Consider the following 19,805-nt stretch of genomic DNA (forward strand, 5'->3'; position numbering starts at 1 on the left):
GTGTGGCGGAGGGGAAAAGACGGAGATTATTTCAAAGTCTTACCTATTCCAATCTTATGATCTAGTAAAGTCAGTTAGAGGGAACGCCGGATGCCGGGAAACTGGCACGTCCGGTGTGGCGCAGGGGAAAAGCTGGAGATCACATCAAAGGCTTACCTATTGCAACCTATAGTTCAAGCACAACACAACGGCAGCCAGTACTTTCGGCTGCTGTTTCCACGCTGAGGGGACAGTATTGCTAAAGTGTTATTCGGAATAAGAGGAGAATTATAGTTATCATCGATATCCTGATATTTTGGTGCAGAAAATGCACGGTATTCACTTTTGAACTGAGATAAAATTTATCTTGAAGGGAGGGAAAACGATGGATTGGTTGGATAGGATGAAAAGCGCCATGGAATATATTGAAACAAACCTAGCGGACAATATCTCATATGATGAAATAGCGCAGAGAGCCTGTTGCTCTACTTATCATTTTCAACGAATGTTTCCTTTTATTACTGGGGTATCGTTATCTGAGTACATTCGACGTAGGCGGTTGACATTGGCAGCATTTGAACTACAGACAACAGATGCAAAGGTTATTAATGTAGCTTTGAAATATGGATATGATTCGCCAGAAGCGTTTGCACGGGCGTTCAAGAATCTTCATGGGATAATGCCAATATCTGCGCGCGATAAAGGTGTTACTCTAAAAGCCTATCCTCGAATGTCCTTCCATATTTTAATAAAAGGAGATGTCGAAATGAATTACCGCATCGAACAAAAAGGTCCTTTTGAGATGTTTGGAGCATATGGTATGGTCAATTCTGATCCCCAAAAAGTATATGCTGAAGTTGCTCAGTTCCGTCAACAATGTGATGTAGATGGAAGTGTTGAAGGGATGAATGGATTATTGGGACGTTTTAGTAACACCATCTTGCACGCTGCCTTATATGATCATACTGGAACATCTTTTAAATACATGGTGAGCTATTTCTTACCAAGAGGACTTGAAATTCCGGAGAGATTTACAAAACTTTCTGTCCCGGCACTAACGTGGGCGATTTTCCCAGAACCGCAATGTGATTTAATTAAGTTATGGGGAAGGATTTATTCCGAATGGTTTCCGACATCGGAATACGAACAGGTTGAAGGCCCTACCTTTGAAATGTATTATGGAACGGCAGGGTATGTGTCTGGGGAGATTTGGATTCCGGTTAAGAAAAAATAACTTGTTACCCCAAACGCTACGCATGTGTTTCTCATCATGCTCATGTTGTACTATATTGCACTAACGGATAATGAGAGTTCAATAACAAGAAGAGTAGGCGGCTGATACAATTGGATCGGCTGCCTTTTCTTAAAAAACGGGCAGAAGAGTGGAAAATAGACCCATTAAAGTTGCACAAATTATGTTAGTATTGATCTGGGATTTAAATGACGAGTATATCCGAGGTGTACTAATGGACAATTGGGTTCCTTTATCAAATGAACTTTATCGGCTAGTATGGGATAAATTTTATAAACATTTCAATTTTAAACCAAGTGTTCATAGTAGCGATTGGCCTTCCTTTAGTTTACCATCGCCATATATTACTTATAAATTGACTAGTTATACGGATGACGACATAGACGATTTAGAGAGAAATTGCGTTGCATGCCTTAAATTAGTAACTGAACCTGATGAATATCTTTATGCCTTAGACTGGCAACACGAATCGTTTCAATATAATCCCCATTTGGGTCCACCGAGTACTATTTCCTTTTACCCAGATGGTGATTATTATCTATTTATTAATAAAGATTTCAAATGGGGATATTTAGGGCATCCATGGGAACAAACAATTAGCATCTTTGGCGAAGTTTTAATTCAACAGTTTGAAATTAATAAACCAAAATTATTTGGAGAAGTAGTACGAAGTAGTAAATAACGGATTAAGCTATAGAGGAACGTTACTTAAATAGAGGGATCGTCTGCTGCCGCGTAGTCAGACGATCCCTATTTTTGCTGAAGTTACTGGCAGATTTACTGAATTACAAAACTCCATATTTAAGTCATAAAATTCCATTTATAACCAAAAATAAGAAGCATATAATTAGGTCACTTAGTCTATGAATTGAGGGGTAACAATGGCAGATTACATTCAAGATTTACGGCGACTAGTTGGTCAAACGAAAATAATTATGGTGATAGCAGGGGCTTTTGTCTTTAATGAAAAACATCATATATTATTATATCGTCGTTCAGACAATGGTTATTGGGGACTTCCGCGAGGAATTATAGCTCAATCACTACATGACGGTAGCTGGCACACGAATCGGCTGCCGTTGTCATTGAAGTATCAGGCAGAAAAGCATAATGGATACAAGCTGCACGTACCATAAATGTGGTTGCTGAAACATTGAACTGCTTATTAATACTCCGTTTTTCTGCTATTGAGGATCATTTATCAATATTAATTCAACCAACAGGCAGCTTTTTATTTATTGTAGATATTAGAAAAAAAGGTACATTTTTATATTATTTTGTAAAGGGATGTGAAGGAGAGAGGATGACAAGGAGGTTTTGGCATCTGTATTTTACTGTTTTTATTAAATCGCCAATAGCTGCAATTCTTATTATTGGTTTTCTCGTCTGTGGTCTTATTTATCTTGTGAATAGCGTTTCTGTCAGTCAATATATTTCGGCAAAGGGAATGATCTCGATTGTAGAAAGTCAAGTTGATATAGTTGTACCCATCCCTGACAAACAGACAGAAGTAAACATCGGCGATCGAGTAACCTGGTTTGTACAAGAAAGCGGGGATCGCTATGAAGGTATAATAACAAGTATTAAAACCGAGGCGGACAGTAGCCGTACGGTTAGGATTGTCGTGAGTCATGAAGAGTGGTTGAAAGATCAACTGGAGCTAGCTTCTAATGAAAGAAATGTACATGTAGAACTGCCAGTTGGGAAACAAAAGGTTAAAGATCGATTGTTTTATTCGGGAGAGGTCAGACAATGAAGCAACCGCATGTTTGGATATATCTAAAGGCATTGTGGCCGATTATTCGGACATATAAATGGAGCTTTCTGAATTTGTTTATCTGTGTACTGGTAACTTCTGTAATCGGTATGCTTTATCCATATATATTCGGTTTGCTAGTCGATGAAGTGTTCTATCACCGCAATTTGGCTTTTCTAAAGGTTATCGTTATCGGTTACGGGATGATTTATCTTGGCGAACAAGGTCTTCATCTAACCTTGAACAGTGTCTGGTCGTACTTGGTTACCCGGTTCTCTTTTGATATCCGAAAAAAGCTATATGACAAAATGTTATCCCTGAAAGCTCCCTTCTACCATGGAAGCCAGACGGGAGATTTGATGACGATTATTAATCGAGATGCTAGTCAAGTCATGGAATTGATTCATTGGAATATCTTTTACCTGTCGGCTAATGTACTCCGTCTATTGACTGCAATTATTTTCGTATTCTATATCAACATCTATATCGGACTGATGATGGTGATCGTGATACCTGTCGTTGTAGTCACCACGTTACTCTTCAGTAAGAAAATGAAAATGGGGATGAACACCCAGCGTTCTAATTACGGTAAGCTTATGAGTTGGTGTGTAGAGATGCTATCCGGCATGCGAGACATTCGACTTTTAGCTGCTCAAAATTATACGTCTAGGCAGTTTGTTCATCTAGTAATTGAATTCATCCGATCCAATAACAGCATTAGTCGCGTTCAATATGTATCCGAGCGAGCTGTTAGTTTGATTACATTGTGCTCCGATTTGGCACTGTATACGGCTGCTAGCCTGCTCATTGTTCATGGACAACTTACAGTTGGCGGGTTTATCGCTATGATCGAGTATTTCTCTCGGGCCAACGGACTGTTGAAAAACATGAGTGGTGCTAATGGACGGCTGCAACAAAATAAAATCTCACTTGAGCGGATGTTCCACTTATTGGCCGAAGAGGAAGAAGACATACGTAGAAGCAGCGGCAAACCACTGTTTATAACGKAGGGTGCTATCGAGTTTCAACAGGTAACTTTTCAATATCATTCGGATACACCTGTTTTGGATGGCGTTAGCTTTCGGATAAAAGGTGGCGAAACGATAGCTGTCGTTGGGAGAAGCGGCTCGGGGAAAAGCACGTTGGTTTCTTTGCTGTTACGGTTTTACGAGCCAGCGGAAGGTCGCATTCTTGTTGATGGTACGCCGATTGATGCGTGCAGCCTGTATTCRTTACGTCAGCAAATTGGTGTTTCGTTGCAGGAACCTACGCTTTTCGAAGGTACGATCCGCGATAACTTGCGATGGGGAAGCAAGTCGGTTAGTGATGCTGCACTTTGGGCGGCTTGTGACCGTGCTGCTATTTCCTCTTTTATTAGAAGTTTGCCCCGTGGCTTCGACACGATAGTTGGAGGTTCAGGTATTCAGATGTCTGGTGGGCAAAAACAAAGAATCGCCATCGCAAGAACGTTCATAAAAAAGCCGGGCATACTCGTGTTTGACGAAGCGACGTCAGCGTTGGATGGAGAGGCGGAAGCAGCTGTTAGACAGGGCTGGAGAGAAAATGGCGGGCAGGTAACGACAATGATCATTGCCCATAGACTTTCGACCATTTTGGATGCAGACCGGGTGGCTGTTCTCGAAGAAGGACGGATAGTCGCGTTTGGACATCATACGGAATTACTTAATTCCAGCAGTACATATAGGAAACTATTCGAGGAGCAATATTCAGAGCATAGGGAGGTCGCTTCGATATGAAGTTGTATGTAGTAAGCCACCGGCGGAAGTGGTTAAAGGCCTTTGCACGTGAGCTGAAACCACATAAATCCCTCCTTCTCCTACTACTTACGCTCAAAATAGGGTTGATTTTGTTGGGGCTAACCTCTCCACTTCTCTTCAAGGTATTGATCGACGATGTAATGGTAGCTCAGAAATCGCAATTATTACTCTATGTTTGTCTTGGGTATATAGGTATCTATGTAATTGAAAGCTTCATTATGGCTCTCTATGCCAAGAGTGGGAATGCGCTGACGAATAAATTATCGTTTACTTTGCGCAGTACCATATGGAAATATTACTCCCGCATACCGCTTAGCCGATACGAAAAGATGAATGCCGGAGATTTGAAAAATCGGATTGATGGTGATGTTGAAGCTGTGGATCGGTTTGCTAAGCTTTACCTCTTAGAATACAGCTATAGTATGCTTTTTGTTCTGGTAAGCGGCTTCATGATGTTTACTTTTAATTGGAAGCTTGCTTTATTCGGCATGCTGATGGTACCTCTTTCCTTTTGGATGACGCGCTGGTTAGGCAAGGGAGCCAAAATAGCAGCAGAAAACTATCGGGAAGTAGACGGGAAATATCAAGGTTGGTTGCAACATTCACTTCGAGGATGGCAGGAGATTAAAGCAGGTGGGTTAGAAAAGAGAAGCTCACTTACATTCACTGAATATTGGCATCAACTAAGCGAAGCATTCTTCAGAAAGCATCTATTTTGGTATGGTAATCGGACATTCCAAGCTATCAAAGATTTTTTTATTACACGGATGAATTTGTATTTTGTTGGAGGACTGCTCATTATCTACGGTGAAATGTCGATCGGGACACTGCTCGTATTCATGAAATATTATGAGCAGTTTTTCACGGAAATGGCGAAAATCAATGATCTTGATATGCAATTCGCCAGCGATATCCCTTCTTTGGAGAGAGTGAGTGATGTTTGTAGAGGGCAGGATGAAGAAATAACGAGTACGCTTCCCTTTAAATTGGAGAATGGAAGCGTGTCGTTTGAGAAGGTTAGCTTTACATACGAAGAAGCGAACGAAACGGCGGTTAAGCAGGTGTCCTTCCATATTCCTGCAGGTAAAAAGGTGGCCATCATCGGAAGAAGTGGTTCTGGAAAAAGTACACTGATTAAGCTACTGTTAGGCCTATATGAGCAAGAGTCAGGACGAATTGTTGTTGATGATACGGATACACGGCTCATCCGACCGGTAGAGCTTCACCGTGCAATCGGCGCCGTCATGCAGGATCCTGCCGTATTCAATATGTCCATTCTCGATAACGTTCGATTGGCTAATCCTTCGGCAAGTAACGATGAAGTGATGGCAGCATGCAGGAAAGCTTATATGGATGAGTTTATCAGCAAGCTACCGGATAGGTACTCAACCTTGATTGGCGAGAAGGGGGTTAAACTTTCCGGCGGTCAGAAGCAAAGGCTTGCAATGGCTCGCGTCATTCTAAGTGGTGCGCCGATCATTGTTTTTGACGAAGCAACATCGCAGTTGGATCATGAGTCGGAGAAAGAAATTCATTCCATGATTGATCAGCTAGCCGGCGATAGGACAATGATTATCATCGCACACCGGCTCTCTTCGATCATTGGATCGGACCATATCATTCTGATTAATAATGGAGAAGTGGAAGATCAGGGTAAGCATGAGTATTTATGGCACAACAGCGAGACCTACCGTTCCTTGTTTCGCAAACCGATTAATGCAGCGGGTGCATGAATGGAGTGATGGTGTGAATACCTGCTTTTTGAATGCCCGAAAGAGGAATACAACAACCATACATTACTGGGTAGTTCGAGGGAACGCTAACAAGAAAACTATAGAGGAGGTGCTTGCTTAGCGGCAACACCTCATTTGATTTATTAAAGTAACGGTACAAGGGAGATGATTTGCAGCAACTCCTTTTTCATTAATGAAAACTGACACTTAGTATGCAACTTCTACGATGGTAGAGTAGGTATTTCTGTTGAATAAAAATATGTTATGGTAGTAAACAACCTAACCATAAGTAAAAGGGGAAGTATATGATAAAAACTAAGTTCATGGAAAACAATCTTGAAAATAGCGTCGTTACCCAAATATTAATCGAGGCAAATGATATTGGATTTAATCTTTCATGTGATAGTCATACTGGTTCACTATTAATGACTTTAGCAGCATCCAAAAGAAACGGACGATTTCTTGAATTAGGTACAGGGGTTGGTAGCTCTACAGCTTATATTCTTGCTGGTATGGATTCTAAATCCTCTCTTATAACGGTCGAATTCGATGAAAAATTGCAAGACATAGCAAAGAAATACCTAAGTGTGGATGAAAGAGTGCAATTCTATTTAGGCGACGCTGGTGAGTATATAACGAAAACATACGATCAAAGGTTTGATATCATTTTCGCTGATACATATCCAGGTAAATATACATATTTAAATGAAACCTTAGAATTATTAAATATAGGCGGGCTATATGTAATAGACGATTTGCTTCCAGTAGATGAAGATGATGATGATCCCAAAATGGAGGAATTAGTAAGAAGTTTGGAAAATCGATTGGATTTAATAATTACAAAACTAAATTGGTCTACTGGGTTAATCATTGCCACGAAGATTAGTAACTGATCATATTTTTTTAACAAGAATGTAATGTAGCACTTGATGAGTTCCGCTAACACAGAACGTTTGTTCAATAAGCATCTAAACCAGGTTGACGCATAAATAAATCGCGGCAGCCTATTTCGCTAACGGGCAGTTTAGCACGGTAATTAGTCAGTTCAAATTACGTCCCCAATAATGTTGTTATGTGATACGCTAATGGGAGAAGATACTCCAACCCATATCGCAGTTAGAAGGAGATTATCATGAAAATTTGGAAGATGACGAATGTTTCCGAGCAGTTGCAGCCGCTGGAGAAGGTACAGCAGCAGCAGCAGGCATCTTAGGGAAAATCATAAATTGGGTTAAAGGGTTACCAAACTAGACCAGACTGAGGAGGTTGCATGCATGAAGGATTATAAGTTATATATGCTTTTCCTTCCCGAAAAGATATATTCGATCGAATTTATTAAACAAAATGGAGTATTAGAAGGTACGCTAGCTATATCTGAATTAGTCAGAGAGGTAACGGAGATAATTACTTCAGTACCTAATATATCAAATAGTTCACATCCATTCACAGCCGTACAAGAAGACGAACAAATAACTATTACTTTTGTAGGATATCAGTCAAATTATTTAAATTGGACTGATTGGATGGAAGGAACTATTTGGTCTGGTCATATTTCTAGCAAGAATTTAGTATTAACAGATAAGGATGAATTTCAATATGAGTTTACATCAGGCGAGCTAGAGGAATTTCACAATCGATTAAACAAGTTATACGACCTTATTGGCTGATTTCAACCACCTTGCGACACCATCGTAGAGTGGTTTTCTTTTTGTCTGCCATTGTATCTTAACAGCTATTTCTTATCAATTAACTTAATCCTCTATGGAAACCGTTAATAAACGTTAGATAATGTTAGTTCTATCAAAATTAGGGAGCAGAACGCCGCGACAGTTGCTCCCTTTTTCTATTAAACTAAAGGGCAGATTAGTTGAATTGAAACAAAAAAGAAGTTTTTCTTCTAAGTAAAAAAGGAGTGAATGACGATGAAAAAACCATTTAAAGGTGGGGTACTCATGCTACTGGTGGTCTTGAGTTTAATCAACTTAACTCTGAATGGTTGCAGTAATCAAAAAATCCAGAGTAATAATAGTGGAGATGTTGTCGCCGGAGATACGTTGTATGTGCACGAAGGATATCAAAAAAAACTAGAGTCACTAAAATTAACGGAAGTAGTTGCAATGCCGTATTTTAAAAGCCCCTTTATTTCTGTAGCTCAAGATAGCAATGGAACCCAGTTTGCTGTGATTTTTCGCGAATCTGGAGAAATTTATCGTGAACAACTATCAGTAAGATACCAAGAAATTATTAATCTAATTGAAAGCAAAGTAGGTTATAAAACTTATCTTTCCGACGAAAATTTCAAAAACATCCACCTATTTGAGATTAATGGAAAACTTGTTTGGAGCTATGATGACGGAAAGAATAAACTTTATTTAGACAAAGAGGGTCGCGAAACCGAACCATTTATCAATAAATAATTGAAGAGCCTTGATAAAATTATGTCGGATGACAAAACATTGTCCAATTCCCGAGAAGATTAAAAGGGCGCGTTCAGCTAACGGGCAGGATACCATGGTAATGACATCCATGTTAAAATGTGGTAAACAAACTTAATGAGGGTGACAAACCAATATGGAGAAATACGCTACAGTAATGGGAGTAAAATTTCCAAAAATGACGTTAGACCGAACTATAGAGGTTCTTACTGATGTTATTGAAGAGAAAAGATCCGAACTCTTTCATGTAATAACGGTTAACCCAGAGATCGTCATCGCTTGTCAAAAAAACACATCGTTACGAGCAATAGTTGATGAAGCAGGTCTAATTACAGCTGACGGTATTGGAATTGTAATGGTGTCTCGTTTAAGAGGCGGAAATCTTCCAGAAAGGGTTACTGGGTACGACACGTTGTTACGGTTACTTGATTCTGGTAACCAAAAGAAATGGTCATTTTATTTTTTGGGTGCAGATCCTATCACTAATGAGAAAGTCTGTGAGGTTATTCGCAAAAAGTATCCTGACCTTTCAATATTAGGTAGGCACCATGGTTTCTTTAAGCAAACTGAAGAAGATAAGATTATTGAAGAAATTGGAAACCTAAAGCCTGATATATTAGTGGTTGCACTTGGAGCGCCTTTTGCAGAGAGATGGATTCATAATAATAAATCAAAATTAAATGCGAAGATTGCTATTGGTGTTGGAGGTAGTCTTGATGTAATTGCAGGAAAAGTAAAAGAGACTCCAGAAAGTTGGAAACGGCTAAACATAGAATGGCTTTTCAGGTTGATTCAACAACCTTCACGATGGAAGCGACAGTTGATCTTACCTAAATTTGCATTTCGTGCACTGACGTTTAGAGAAAAGTAAATCGCCGTTCCATTAAACGAACGGAWAACTATAGCTTCATGACAATGGGCTACCGAATCTATCGGTAGCCTGTTCAACTAAAGGGCAGTTTACGCTAACGAAACCTCTTCAAATGGTAGCTAAAAATGCCAAAGGAGCTGCAGCTAGTTAGTAGCTGCAGCTGATGATTTCTACCGGTTAAATATCAAGTTTACGTTCACCAATCCATTTCACCATTGCAGGATCACGATGGGAGAAGAACAGGCTCTCTTTCGTATCCAACGTAGCAATCGACTCCATATCCTGCTGGCTTAACTCAAAGTCAAAGATGTTGAAGTTTTCAACAATTCTTTCTTTACGAACAGACTTTGGAATTACAACAACTTCTCTTTGTGTCAGCCAACGTAAAACCACTTGAGCGACAGATTTATTATACCTTTGAGCTATGGATACCAATACTTCATTTTGGAACAAGTTATTTTTTCCTTCAGCAAAAGGAGCCCATGACTCGATCTGAACACTGTTTTCTTTCATGAATTTTGCATTTTCGATTTGCTGGTTGAAAGGATGCGTTTCTACCTGATTAACGGCAGGAACAATTTCATTATGAATAATCAAATCGATCAGGCGGTCTTCGTGGAAATTACTAACCCCGATTGCACGCACCTTTCCTTCCCGATATAACTCCTCCATAGCACGCCAAGATCCGTGCACATCGCCATATGGCTGATGAATCAAATACAAATCCAAGTAATCTAACTGCAATCTTTGCAGCGATTTTTCAAATGCCTCTTTAGTGCGCTCATATCCCGTATCCTGCACCCAAAGCTTTGTCGTGATAAATAAATCCTCTCTTGCTAAACCACTTCGCTTGATTGCTTTGCCCACGGCTTCTTCATTCATGTAAGAAGCAGCTGTATCAATAAGACGATAGCCTGCAACAATAGCGTCATAAACGCTTTGTTCGCATTCATTTGGATCTGCAATTTGAAATACACCAAAGCCAAGTATAGGCATCTCAACGCCATTGTTCAAAATTACTTTTTGCATAAAAATCCTCCATTGTTTTAAGTATTATGTGTAAATCAACTCGATGTATCCGCGAAACAGAAAGCTTTTTACAGTTTTATTATGCACCTAATGCAAAAGGGTGCGTTATAATGATCTTGTCAAATGTTTGCCTAATTCTCTCACAACTATTTATGTGACAAAAGAATACGACTATAATCGAACTATAAATATGACGGAACGAGGATGGTTAAATGTCTGAAATAATCACTATGCAGCAAAATGAACTTGCCAAAATTATCAATCGCCACGCTAAAAACGAAGGTGTTTACAATACTGCTATTCCATCATTAGTTTTCGTACGTGACTCTAATGGATCTGTACCACGCCATGGAGTCTACAAACCTTCCTTTTGCATTGTAGTTCAAGGCGCGAAGGAGGTCTGGTTGGGGGAAGATTGCTTCAAGTACAATCCTGCAGATTACCTTATTTCTTCCGTTCACTTGCCTGTTATAGCTAAAATCACCGAAGCGTCTCCCGACGTTCCGTATTTGGGTTTTATACTTGAATTTATGGCGAATCAAATTTTAGAGATTTTGCGTGATTCTGAAATCCGGGTTKGGACGAAAGAACATGCAAAGCGAGGTATGTTTGTTAGCCGAATGGAGCCATCTTTATTGGATGCAGTCACAAGGTTGGCTCGGTTGCTTGACAATCCAAAGGATATTCCAATACTTGCGCCGCTGTTCACCAAAGAGATACTGTATAAGGTTTTGCAAGGTCAGCATGGKGGGAGGCTCGAACAACTTGCTATAGAGGGTAGCTCTGCCCATCAAATAAATGAGGTTATTGAACATATCACGAATAACTTTGATAAATCGTTTCGAATTGAAGAGCTAGCGGAAAAAGCGAGTATGAGTGTCTCGTCGCTTCACAGGCACTTCAAAGAGATAACGGCCATGAGTCCTGTTCAGTTTCAAAAACAACTGCGACTGCAGGAAGCTCGTCGCCTGTTATTAACCGAATCAGCAGATGCCGGTGATGTCGCATTTCGAGTTGGGTATGAAAGTCCTTCGCAATTCAGTCGGGAATATTCCCGGATGTTTGGTTATCCACCTAGACAAGACCTGCAGCGTTTAAAAACATAAAATGAAGGTTTGAACACTCCAGTTAATGAATTGTGGCCATTTAACGATTAAGCTAACGGATACGATAGCTCAATGCGCGGTGAACCGTACCATAAATAAGGGAAAGTTTTTTGATGATATGGCATGTGTAACAAAAATGTCTAGAAATGGTTCTAAGCTAATGGGAATATAGCCCAAGAATTCATTGAATTAATGAAAGAGGTGTTTTGCTTTATGGATCGGATTACTCTTCACCAGTCCGAATACTCTGATGTTGAGACAATTGCAAATTTACGGGCAATAGTACTACATGATGATTTAACAAGGTTAGGTAGATTTAATGAAGACAGGGTTCGCCAACGTTTTCGGGATTCATTTGATCCGAATCATACATGGATCATAAAAGCAGAGTCTAACTTTATTGGGTGCATTGCTTTCAAAATGATATCTGATAGGTATTTATTAGAGCATTTTTACATCCATCCTGATTTCCAAGGTAAAGGAATTGGCAGCCAAGTATTAACTTATTTCCTGAAACAAGATTATGTCGTAGGAAAACGGGTTACTCTGAATGTTCTTCAAGGAAGCGCGGCTAAACGCCTGTATGAACGGTTCGGGTTTGCAGTGGATAGTGAGGATCCCGTAGATATTTTTATGTCTATTGTAGTAGGCTCGCAAAAAATTCCGGGGTTGTAAATCCTGCAAAAGATACCGAGAAAAGATTCATTTTCCACGACACTAACGGGGAACGATTGTTTTAATCACAACACGACGACAGCCAGCACGTTTAGCTGTTTGCTTAAAAGCCACTACAATTTAGAAGTGGCTTTTGCTGTAGATATATAAACTTTAAGTTTGAATAACTTTATGCGTCTCCGGCCATTTGGCACGAAGGATGGGAAGGCAGCATAACGGTAAGTTTCAGTTGAATCAAAGCATTGAAAKATAAATAAAGCGAAGATTACCTCTTCTCCTCATCATCATTCATATATTCTTCGACAGTATTGTTAAACCCGATAGGTCCTTCAACACCTAGACGATCATGAATAAAGTCAGCTTTTTCCGCCATACCTTCATAAAAATCGTTTTCATTGTCATTTTTCCCTTTATCAGCCAATCTTGAACACCTCCATAATTTATCGAAGATAGTTTACACAGAATTAGGAATTTTATCCAAGCGATGAACTCTTTGGCGACTACGCTTGCGAGAAACGTTAGTGCAATGTCGAACTACTACCAGGAGTTGCCAGTGGGCTTCTCATAAGTTGAATGTAGTAAATGCGAAGGTGGAATGTATGACTAAAAAACTGTTTATCTCCTTGTTCGTATCCTGTGTATTGATTCTATTGAGTATCGGGATAGTTTTATTGTCTGCTTTTGGTGTGCCAACAAAGTACAAAGTTACGAAGATATGAAAAATGCTCAATTTGGATTTCCTATCTCCTTTATAAAGCAGGATCTTATAAAATCAGGAATTACAGGATATGAGGGTGGATTTCCACATCGTTTCGAAATGCAAACAGACTTTCTTGATAATGATATAACCATGGATTTTTCAATGATGAATTTTATCTTCTCCACGGTCATTGTTTTCGGAATGGTACTGCTACTATACATACTATTACGAAAATTTGGGTCAAAATTATGGTATGGCTGACGATATGAAATTAATGAAGTTGATATGATTTAACATGAATCTTAAACACCGAAGAGGTCAGAGGGGCGGCAGTCGTTCACTCCGCTAATGCAAACTATAGCACCACAACATTAAGCTAAAAAGGAGCAATTTAGCGATGTACGAACATCTCGTTGTATTCAAGTTCAATACTAATGTCACGCCAATCAAGCAACAGGAATTGCTGGATCAATTGTTAACGTTTCGGGATCGTATCCCCGGGATATTTGATATAAGTGCAGGCATCAACGTAACTGAAGAAACGGAAAATATTAAGGGCTATACTCTCGGATTGCGGGTAACGTTTGAAGACCTTGAGTCGCTGCGTTCATATGGTCCGCATCCCGTTCATCAGGAATTTGTTAAATCGCTGGATGGTATATTGGAAAATGTTATTGTAGTTGATTACCCATTGGTTTAAGCAACCACAACGAGGCTGCCGATATAGATCGGCAGCCTCGTTGTGCTAACGGGCAGTTTAGCGCAACTTCCAGTGTATGGAAACGTATAATAATTAGGTTATAAATGGAAAAAATTGATTGTATGTATAGTAGATGCTAATAATCATTAGTAAAGGTGGGCAATCAATGCAAGGAATTACCTTAAATATAATAAGCTTTTTTATTGGCAGTTTCCTTGTGCTGCGTTTGTTCAGTCCATGGGCGAAGACTTATTGGAAAAAGGAATTAATTATTGCCCTAATACAAGCAGTGGTTTTCACAATCGTTCTTGTCTCCATATCTCATCATAACAATAATAACACTAATAAATTTCCTTTAATCATCCATCTATTTGTAAAAAATACTACGGAATTAAACAGTCAACCAGGTATCATTCGCACTGGTATAGCAAGTGATCAAAATAAGAACTTAATAAAAGTGGGTATAGGTGTTGACCACACAAAAATAACAGACTATCGTCTAAAACAAGTCGTTGAATCTTATTTAAGTAATTCTGCGGCATTAACCAATGAACATGATTGGAAGAAATTACTGCTACCTTACACATTGATAATAGAAGACATCGGAGATGCCAATAGCGGTAGAATATTAGCTCAAAAAGAGTCTGGAAAGACAGATTTATTATGGTCAGAATAAATAAAAACAAAATAAAGAATTATGAGAAGTGTAAATACGATTCTTGTAGTATTATGGGAGTATTTTTAAGCTAACGGGAAACGATAGTTAAACAAACCTAAACAGACTGCCACGGGTAGCTTATTGTGCTGAATGGACACGTATCTCTAATAAGAAACCATAAAAGTATATGCAATTAGATAATTTATAGAGGTGTTAGAACACAAAATGATACGTTTAGTACAAGCATTTCTATTAATTTTAATAGTGTCACTTTCTGGATGTTTTATGGAGGATGATTCAAAAATGAAAATAAAAAAGAGTGAATTTAAAAACGTCGCACTAAGGTTTTTGAAATCCATACGCTAACTTGGGAACGATAGCGTGTCGATGGAACCGATCCATCGTTTGTTTTCTTTTCTGTGCGATCCACTCATCTATCGGGCAGTTGTCTTCAACTTACTATGTTATAATTTGGTAAACTAGTAGGAGAGAAATATGATGGATATATTGCGTTATCCGATTGGATCGTTCACAATGGTGCTGGAACCTACCGAAGAGCAACGAAAACAATTCATTGAATCAATTGATGGGCTGACTGATAAGCTTCGCCAAGCGGTTGAGGGTTTGAGTCTGGGTCAACTGAATACGCCTTACTGTCAAGGAGGATGGACTCCGCAACAAGTAGTTCATCATTTAGCCGATGCAGAAATGAATGCATATTTTCGATTTAAACGTGGTTTAACCGAAGTACATCCTATTGCTGGGACATTTCGGGAAGAACTGTGGGCAGAGTTGGACGACTGTAAGAACACACCGATCGAAACTGCAATAATACTTTTGGAAGCTCTTCACATCAGGTTTGTGACACTAAAATAAGTCGATTAAAGCCTTCGGACTTTAAAAGATTAGTTACGAGTCCAGCATACGGGGATATGACTTTAGATGAAGCTGTACAGAGGTTTTCCTGGMATGCACGACATTATATTGCCCAAATAACTGCTTTACGGGATCAAATGGGATGGTAAATTGTTTTTTTTACATTATTGCACTAACGAAAGAACGAGAGCTCAATTAGCAAAGTTGCCGTCCAGTAAAAGAAATAAAGCCTCGATTTAGACATTTTTAAAATTGAAAGAGACATGAAAAAATATTTGTGGCAGTAGACGATCTCATGTTTGTAAATTCGATCTTATTATGTCCTCACTGGTACATTATTATTAGATTAACATATAATAAACGAACTACTAATCTCAAAGAGATCAATAGTTCGTCAACTGTTCTGTGATAAAAAATTATTATTTTGACTATTTAATCACGCGTCGTGCTGTCATGTAGTGAGAATTCCAGTAGGAGTTAATCGTAGTAATTTTCACACCACCAGCACCATAAGTGTTTAACATTTTGTTATTTCCAAGATAAATGCCTACATGACCGACGCCTGGTCTGCCAGGGACGGAGAAGAATAGCAGGTCGCCTTTCTTCCAATTTTTTTTCGAAACATAACTACCGACTTTAGATTGCTGAGCAGCTGTCCGCGGTAGGCTAATGCCGTATTTTCCGAAAATGTATTTCATTAAAGTCGAGCAGTCGAAATTGCGTGTTTGTCCAACTTTAGCACCGAATTTATAAGGTGTGCCTAGATATTTTTTCCCTAAAGAAATAATACTATCAGCTTTCGTCGATGCGGTTATTGTAGCAGTAGCAGCTTGAGTAGGATTTGGACTACTGATTACCCCTCCTGAGATCGCAACGGTTGCTCCAATTGTCATAATTGCCAAGCGTTTGCTCCATTTATGATGTAATTTCATAGTTGTTGTCCTCCTCCTTGTTTTTGAGCGCTGTTTTCTTAGCTAAGCCTAGTATAGCAGAATGGAATTCTCCTATAATTTGCTAGAAGTGAAGAAAACCGTGGAGTTGGAGAGGACAAGCCCACTTTATTAGAAAACCATGAGAATCTCCTTTGAAAATTATTCTTGACAAGCTTAGATTAACAAAAAGCTTGATCTATCAACGGTTTTATTTAAGCTATCGTAGCGATAACGATAGTTAACAAGCAAGGGGTTATCGCGTGGTTGCTCTTAACCCCGCTAGCGGGTAGTTTAAGGGAGAGTTGCCGCGTTGCATGACGAACGGCTGCCTTTGCCACGAACGGGCAGGATAGTAATAACCACTGGCGTATTATTATGTAGATATAGTTGCTTGAAAATATACGAAAAGTATAGGAGTAATCATGAAATTTCAGATAATCTGGAATGCATTTTTTAACGTTAAGAATGAGGAAAAAGCAGTTCGCCTTATTAGTCAGATTGAAAATAGAACAGGTCACACAATTGTGTCGAAACAATTTGAAAGATCTAAGAGGGATCCATCACTTTTAGGAGCAACGTTTGTAAGTAAATTAAAAGATGATATGACTATGGAGGCAGCTGTTTTCCAAACACTTCAGATAATTAATATGCTCGGTACTGCCTGGACCGTCTACAGTCCTTCAATAACTAATGATCCTGAGAATCCATCACAGGTTCTGCTTTCTTTTGAAGGCTTCCACAACAAGCCAACATTTACTGGTCTGTCGTGGGTTCGATTCCAATTAGAAACGGACACGAAACACGAATATGGATGGGAGCATACCAGCGCTTACGGGACTTATTTTGTAAATCAGTTAGAATAACAAGTGTTTGTTAATCTTCAGAGATACCATCAGACGAGGTTAAGCTAACGGAGAACTTTAGTTCAATATGTTTGAGGTGAGGTATATGCTTGAAGAGATACTTTCAATTATTTTTGGTGTTGTAATATTCCTAGTTTTTATATTGAAATTAAGGAAGACAAATTTTCATGGAGAAATACATATTTGAATTAATCGGGAATAATTTCAAACAACTATATTTCCACTATATATATTTTACTAAGTAAAGTTTAGCGAAATAGTTGTTTGACATCAAAATTAGAATCATTCACAAAGCCTTTGTGAATGATTGGCTTGGTATAACGCGTTAAAAAAGTTAGGATACTTCTAAAATGGTAACAACCTAAGTTTTGTCATCGAGGATGTGTCGATTACCTATACCCGGCACAACAGACCAGTATCAAATTCTAGGAACCATCCAGTCGCGGATGGTTCTTTTCTAATTACCAATAACGATTATTTTTCAAACGCTAACTTATCTCTATTAACAGCAAAGGGTGGTTGCTCCATCCATCCGTTATCAATCAAAATTTTCGCTGCATCTTCAACAAATGATGAGATTTGCATTAATGACTTTGCATAGAGGACTCCCATATCATGTCTTCCGTTTACAGCCGCAGAATTTCCAAACGCTCTAATTTTCATTGAAAACATATCAATCTTATGAAATAACATTAACTTATCTGAAAATGGAGAAAACGTTGATGTTGTAACCAAATGATCAAGAAATGATGGTGAAGGTAGATTTTCATTATGTAGTTTTTCCATATATTGTTCAATGCTTTTATGAGTCAGATCCTTACCTTCTATAAACAATTTTCGAATCTTTTCCGATTTTACTACTTGGCTAAATGCCATGATTAATGCTTTGCTTGTTGCATTGTTTTCAATATTATCATATAAATGAGCAATTTCTAATGCGTGTAAAGGACGTACATGTCCCCAAAAACCATTTAAAAAACCATGATGAACAAATTCCACTTTATCTGGAACTGGAATAATAGGTGGTTTAATGATTAATCCTTTATTCATTAATATATCTTTGATTTGTCCCATCAAAGCCATGGTAGATTCCATAGAATAAATAAAAAACTCCTTTACATCTTTCCTATAAACAAGTGGTACGGCTACGTTATAAATACTCATTCCTGCTTTACATGCATATTTCAAGTAATGAACATAGTATACATCTTCAAACAAACGAGGAGCACCAAGGTTAACGTCTTCTTCTGAAAAACCGTTAGGAATTGGGAAGTTTTCTTTCTTAAAAATTTCTTTCGTTGTTTTCATGAACTCTACGCTTAATTTTAAAGCATTCTCTAATAAAGTCTTGATCTCTTCGTCTTCAACGTGTTGAAGATAAAAGCTTAATATACATTTTGACATGCTGTTTCCCATATATGTAGCCCAAAGTTTACCCATTTCTGCTGATGTTAGTTTTTCACTGATATTCGATTTAGTTGAACCAAGCTGAATGGGTTTAAGTATTTCCATGATAAAAACTCCCTAATTAAATTTTTGATTAGTATTTTCCTTCATTCGAAATCATATTCTTAACGCAACAATGAAATTGGACTGGAGTATTAGCCTGAGAAAAAAGGCAGCCGAATTGAAGGCAGGCCTTGTCTTATCTTGATGTTAATTGATCAAATGAAATAAAAAGCCGCCATTAAATTTAACCGTGTTAGGAGGTCGTGAAATGGCGTTTCCGACACATATTGTATCCGCAGGCGGAATTGTAGAAGATGGAAATGGAAATTAGTATATATATAGTTTAGTTTTAGTGGGCGACCAGATTGGAAAKGGGTGTTTTTGTATTGGGTTACATAATGGAATTAAGGAAGTTAGTTGGGTCAAGACCACTTATAATGACAGGTGCTTGCGTTTTATTGTGTAATAATCAACGACTATTATTACAACGTAGAACCGACAATGGTTTGTGGGGATTACCTGGTGGTTCTATGGAACCTGGAGAAAGTCTTGAGGAGGTTGCTAAGAGGGAACTCTTTGAGGAAACAGGGCTTGAAGCTAAGTGCCTTGAAATGTTTAGCGTCTTCTCTGGAAAAGATCTGTATTATAAATATCCTCATGGTGATGAAGTATATAATGTTGTTTCCGCTTATTTATGTTCCGACTTCGAAGGAACCCTTAAAAAAGACGGAGTCGAAGTGCAAGAATTAAGATTCTTTAGCTTTTCTGAAATTCCAAACGAATTATCGGCCCCAGACAAACCTGTAATTTATAAATTCCTCGAATCATTAACCTAACGGAAAACAATAGTTCAATATCAAAAGAGCTGCCGCGAGGCCAATGTCATTAAGTTACGCTCAAAAACTAGGATGAGAATAAAATTGTAATCTGGAACGGCATGGAATAAGCCCTGTGCCGTTTGTTTTTTTTGCAAGCAAGAAAAAACGCGCACAGCAAACAAAGCGGATGGAATA

General features: G+C 38.6%; 21 protein-coding genes. 17 read left to right on the top strand and 4 right to left on the bottom strand.

Annotation, left to right across the window (positions count from 1 at the left end; genetic code table 11):
- Positions 1 to 364: 364 nt before the first annotated feature.
- From AC1DLM_RS30875 to AC1DLM_RS30920, 10 genes are all read left to right on the top strand, one after another.
- Positions 365 to 1,213 carry an AraC family transcriptional regulator gene (locus AC1DLM_RS30875; RefSeq protein ID WP_477572123.1) on the top strand — a complete coding sequence of 283 codons (849 nt, stop codon included), beginning with the start codon at positions 365 to 367 and terminating at the stop codon, positions 1,211 to 1,213.
- 232 nt (positions 1,214 to 1,445) lie between these two features.
- Positions 1,446 to 1,913, top strand: coding sequence for a DUF2716 domain-containing protein (locus tag AC1DLM_RS30880; protein ID WP_441987852.1), 468 nt, complete (start codon positions 1,446 to 1,448; stop codon positions 1,911 to 1,913).
- A gap of 199 nt (positions 1,914 to 2,112) precedes the next feature.
- Entirely contained in the window at positions 2,113 to 2,367 is a 255-nt protein-coding gene (locus tag AC1DLM_RS30885; protein ID WP_441987853.1) for an NUDIX hydrolase, read from the top strand.
- 167 nt (positions 2,368 to 2,534) lie between these two features.
- Positions 2,535 to 2,987: a hypothetical protein gene (locus tag AC1DLM_RS30890; protein ID WP_441987854.1), complete on the top strand. Its 453-nt coding sequence runs from the start codon at positions 2,535 to 2,537 to the stop codon at positions 2,985 to 2,987.
- On the top strand, positions 2,984 to 4,744 hold the full coding sequence (locus AC1DLM_RS30895; protein WP_477572124.1) for an ABC transporter ATP-binding protein: 1,761 nt from the start codon (positions 2,984 to 2,986) through the stop codon (positions 4,742 to 4,744). The genes AC1DLM_RS30890 and AC1DLM_RS30895 overlap by 4 nt, the downstream gene beginning before the upstream one ends.
- Positions 4,741 to 6,498 (top strand): ABC transporter ATP-binding protein, encoded by a 1,758-nt coding sequence (locus tag AC1DLM_RS30900; RefSeq protein ID WP_441987857.1) that lies wholly within the window; start codon positions 4,741 to 4,743, stop codon positions 6,496 to 6,498. Before AC1DLM_RS30895 ends, AC1DLM_RS30900 begins: the two co-directional genes overlap by 4 nt.
- A 305-nt stretch (positions 6,499 to 6,803) precedes the next feature.
- Positions 6,804 to 7,391, top strand: coding sequence for an O-methyltransferase (locus AC1DLM_RS30905; protein ID WP_441987858.1), 588 nt, complete (start codon positions 6,804 to 6,806; stop codon positions 7,389 to 7,391).
- 381 nt (positions 7,392 to 7,772) lie between these two features.
- The gene (locus tag AC1DLM_RS30910; protein ID WP_441987859.1) at positions 7,773 to 8,165 is read left to right on the top strand and encodes a hypothetical protein; all 393 of its coding nucleotides are present in this window, start codon (positions 7,773 to 7,775) and stop codon (positions 8,163 to 8,165) included.
- Positions 8,166 to 8,420: 255 nt separating this feature from the next.
- The gene (locus AC1DLM_RS30915) at positions 8,421 to 8,915 is read left to right on the top strand and encodes a hypothetical protein (RefSeq protein WP_441987860.1); all 495 of its coding nucleotides are present in this window, start codon (positions 8,421 to 8,423) and stop codon (positions 8,913 to 8,915) included.
- Positions 8,916 to 9,069: 154 nt separating this feature from the next.
- Complete coding sequence (locus tag AC1DLM_RS30920) at positions 9,070 to 9,804, top strand: WecB/TagA/CpsF family glycosyltransferase (RefSeq protein ID WP_441987861.1); 735 nt, start codon at positions 9,070 to 9,072, stop codon at positions 9,802 to 9,804.
- Between the two features lie 177 nt (positions 9,805 to 9,981).
- Here AC1DLM_RS30920 and AC1DLM_RS30925 read toward each other — a convergent pair whose 3' ends face one another.
- Positions 9,982 to 10,833: an aldo/keto reductase gene (locus AC1DLM_RS30925; RefSeq protein ID WP_441987862.1), complete on the bottom strand. Its 852-nt coding sequence runs from the start codon at positions 10,831 to 10,833 to the stop codon at positions 9,982 to 9,984.
- 212 nt (positions 10,834 to 11,045) lie between these two features.
- Between AC1DLM_RS30925 and AC1DLM_RS30930 the strand changes: the two genes are divergently transcribed.
- Positions 11,046 to 11,939, top strand: a complete 894-nt coding sequence (locus AC1DLM_RS30930) for an AraC family transcriptional regulator (RefSeq protein WP_477572125.1) — start codon at positions 11,046 to 11,048, stop codon at positions 11,937 to 11,939.
- Between the two features lie 213 nt (positions 11,940 to 12,152).
- Positions 12,153 to 12,614, top strand: a complete 462-nt coding sequence (locus AC1DLM_RS30935) for a GNAT family N-acetyltransferase (RefSeq protein WP_441987864.1) — start codon at positions 12,153 to 12,155, stop codon at positions 12,612 to 12,614.
- A 265-nt stretch (positions 12,615 to 12,879) separates the two neighbouring features.
- Here AC1DLM_RS30935 and AC1DLM_RS30940 read toward each other — a convergent pair whose 3' ends face one another.
- A complete protein-coding gene (locus tag AC1DLM_RS30940; RefSeq protein WP_441987865.1) occupies positions 12,880 to 13,035 on the bottom strand; it encodes a hypothetical protein in 156 nt (51 codons plus the stop codon).
- Positions 13,036 to 13,711: 676 nt separating this feature from the next.
- Here AC1DLM_RS30940 and AC1DLM_RS30945 point away from each other — a divergent pair.
- The 3 genes from AC1DLM_RS30945 to AC1DLM_RS30955 all read left to right on the top strand — a co-directional run bounded on the left by AC1DLM_RS30945 (position 13,712) and on the right by AC1DLM_RS30955 (position 15,548).
- Positions 13,712 to 14,014: a Dabb family protein gene (locus tag AC1DLM_RS30945; RefSeq protein WP_236291356.1), complete on the top strand. Its 303-nt coding sequence runs from the start codon at positions 13,712 to 13,714 to the stop codon at positions 14,012 to 14,014.
- 166 nt (positions 14,015 to 14,180) lie between these two features.
- Positions 14,181 to 14,690: a hypothetical protein gene (locus AC1DLM_RS30950; protein WP_441987866.1), complete on the top strand. Its 510-nt coding sequence runs from the start codon at positions 14,181 to 14,183 to the stop codon at positions 14,688 to 14,690.
- A gap of 477 nt (positions 14,691 to 15,167) precedes the next feature.
- Positions 15,168 to 15,548, top strand: a complete 381-nt coding sequence (locus AC1DLM_RS30955) for a DinB family protein (protein WP_441987867.1) — start codon at positions 15,168 to 15,170, stop codon at positions 15,546 to 15,548.
- A gap of 428 nt (positions 15,549 to 15,976) precedes the next feature.
- Here the strand turns inward: AC1DLM_RS30955 and AC1DLM_RS30960 are convergent, their stop codons facing one another.
- Entirely contained in the window at positions 15,977 to 16,480 is a 504-nt protein-coding gene (locus tag AC1DLM_RS30960; protein ID WP_441987868.1) for a C40 family peptidase, read from the bottom strand.
- A gap of 422 nt (positions 16,481 to 16,902) precedes the next feature.
- Between AC1DLM_RS30960 and AC1DLM_RS30965 the strand changes: the two genes are divergently transcribed.
- On the top strand, positions 16,903 to 17,343 hold the full coding sequence (locus tag AC1DLM_RS30965) for a hypothetical protein (protein ID WP_441987869.1): 441 nt from the start codon (positions 16,903 to 16,905) through the stop codon (positions 17,341 to 17,343).
- Positions 17,344 to 17,817: 474 nt separating this feature from the next.
- On the opposite strand, the gene AC1DLM_RS30970 is transcribed toward AC1DLM_RS30965, so the two are convergent.
- Positions 17,818 to 18,855, bottom strand: coding sequence for a DUF3231 family protein (locus AC1DLM_RS30970; RefSeq protein WP_441987870.1), 1,038 nt, complete (start codon positions 18,853 to 18,855; stop codon positions 17,818 to 17,820).
- A gap of 323 nt (positions 18,856 to 19,178) precedes the next feature.
- Between AC1DLM_RS30970 and AC1DLM_RS30975 the strand changes: the two genes are divergently transcribed.
- On the top strand, positions 19,179 to 19,628 hold the full coding sequence (locus AC1DLM_RS30975; protein WP_441987871.1) for an NUDIX hydrolase: 450 nt from the start codon (positions 19,179 to 19,181) through the stop codon (positions 19,626 to 19,628).
- The last annotated feature ends 177 nt before the right edge of the window (positions 19,629 to 19,805 follow it).

Source organism: Paenibacillus sp. 01T442 (assembly GCF_056398345.1).

Coding starts and splice junctions, on each gene's coding strand:
- AC1DLM_RS30875 (WP_477572123.1), top strand. CDS start 365: ATGGATTGGTTGGATAGGATGAAAAGCGCCATGGAATATATTGAAACA.
- AC1DLM_RS30880 (WP_441987852.1), top strand. CDS start 1,446: ATGGACAATTGGGTTCCTTTATCAAATGAACTTTATCGGCTAGTATGG.
- AC1DLM_RS30885 (WP_441987853.1), top strand. CDS start 2,113: ATGGCAGATTACATTCAAGATTTACGGCGACTAGTTGGTCAAACGAAA.
- AC1DLM_RS30890 (WP_441987854.1), top strand. CDS start 2,535: ATGACAAGGAGGTTTTGGCATCTGTATTTTACTGTTTTTATTAAATCG.
- AC1DLM_RS30900 (WP_441987857.1), top strand. CDS start 4,741: ATGAAGTTGTATGTAGTAAGCCACCGGCGGAAGTGGTTAAAGGCCTTT.
- AC1DLM_RS30905 (WP_441987858.1), top strand. CDS start 6,804: ATGATAAAAACTAAGTTCATGGAAAACAATCTTGAAAATAGCGTCGTT.
- AC1DLM_RS30910 (WP_441987859.1), top strand. CDS start 7,773: ATGAAGGATTATAAGTTATATATGCTTTTCCTTCCCGAAAAGATATAT.
- AC1DLM_RS30915 (WP_441987860.1), top strand. CDS start 8,421: ATGAAAAAACCATTTAAAGGTGGGGTACTCATGCTACTGGTGGTCTTG.
- AC1DLM_RS30920 (WP_441987861.1), top strand. CDS start 9,070: ATGGAGAAATACGCTACAGTAATGGGAGTAAAATTTCCAAAAATGACG.
- AC1DLM_RS30925 (WP_441987862.1), bottom strand. CDS start 10,833: ATGCAAAAAGTAATTTTGAACAATGGCGTTGAGATGCCTATACTTGGC.
- AC1DLM_RS30935 (WP_441987864.1), top strand. CDS start 12,153: ATGGATCGGATTACTCTTCACCAGTCCGAATACTCTGATGTTGAGACA.
- AC1DLM_RS30945 (WP_236291356.1), top strand. CDS start 13,712: ATGTACGAACATCTCGTTGTATTCAAGTTCAATACTAATGTCACGCCA.
- AC1DLM_RS30950 (WP_441987866.1), top strand. CDS start 14,181: ATGCAAGGAATTACCTTAAATATAATAAGCTTTTTTATTGGCAGTTTC.
- AC1DLM_RS30955 (WP_441987867.1), top strand. CDS start 15,168: ATGATGGATATATTGCGTTATCCGATTGGATCGTTCACAATGGTGCTG.
- AC1DLM_RS30960 (WP_441987868.1), bottom strand. CDS start 16,480: ATGAAATTACATCATAAATGGAGCAAACGCTTGGCAATTATGACAATT.
- AC1DLM_RS30965 (WP_441987869.1), top strand. CDS start 16,903: ATGAAATTTCAGATAATCTGGAATGCATTTTTTAACGTTAAGAATGAG.
- AC1DLM_RS30970 (WP_441987870.1), bottom strand. CDS start 18,855: ATGGAAATACTTAAACCCATTCAGCTTGGTTCAACTAAATCGAATATC.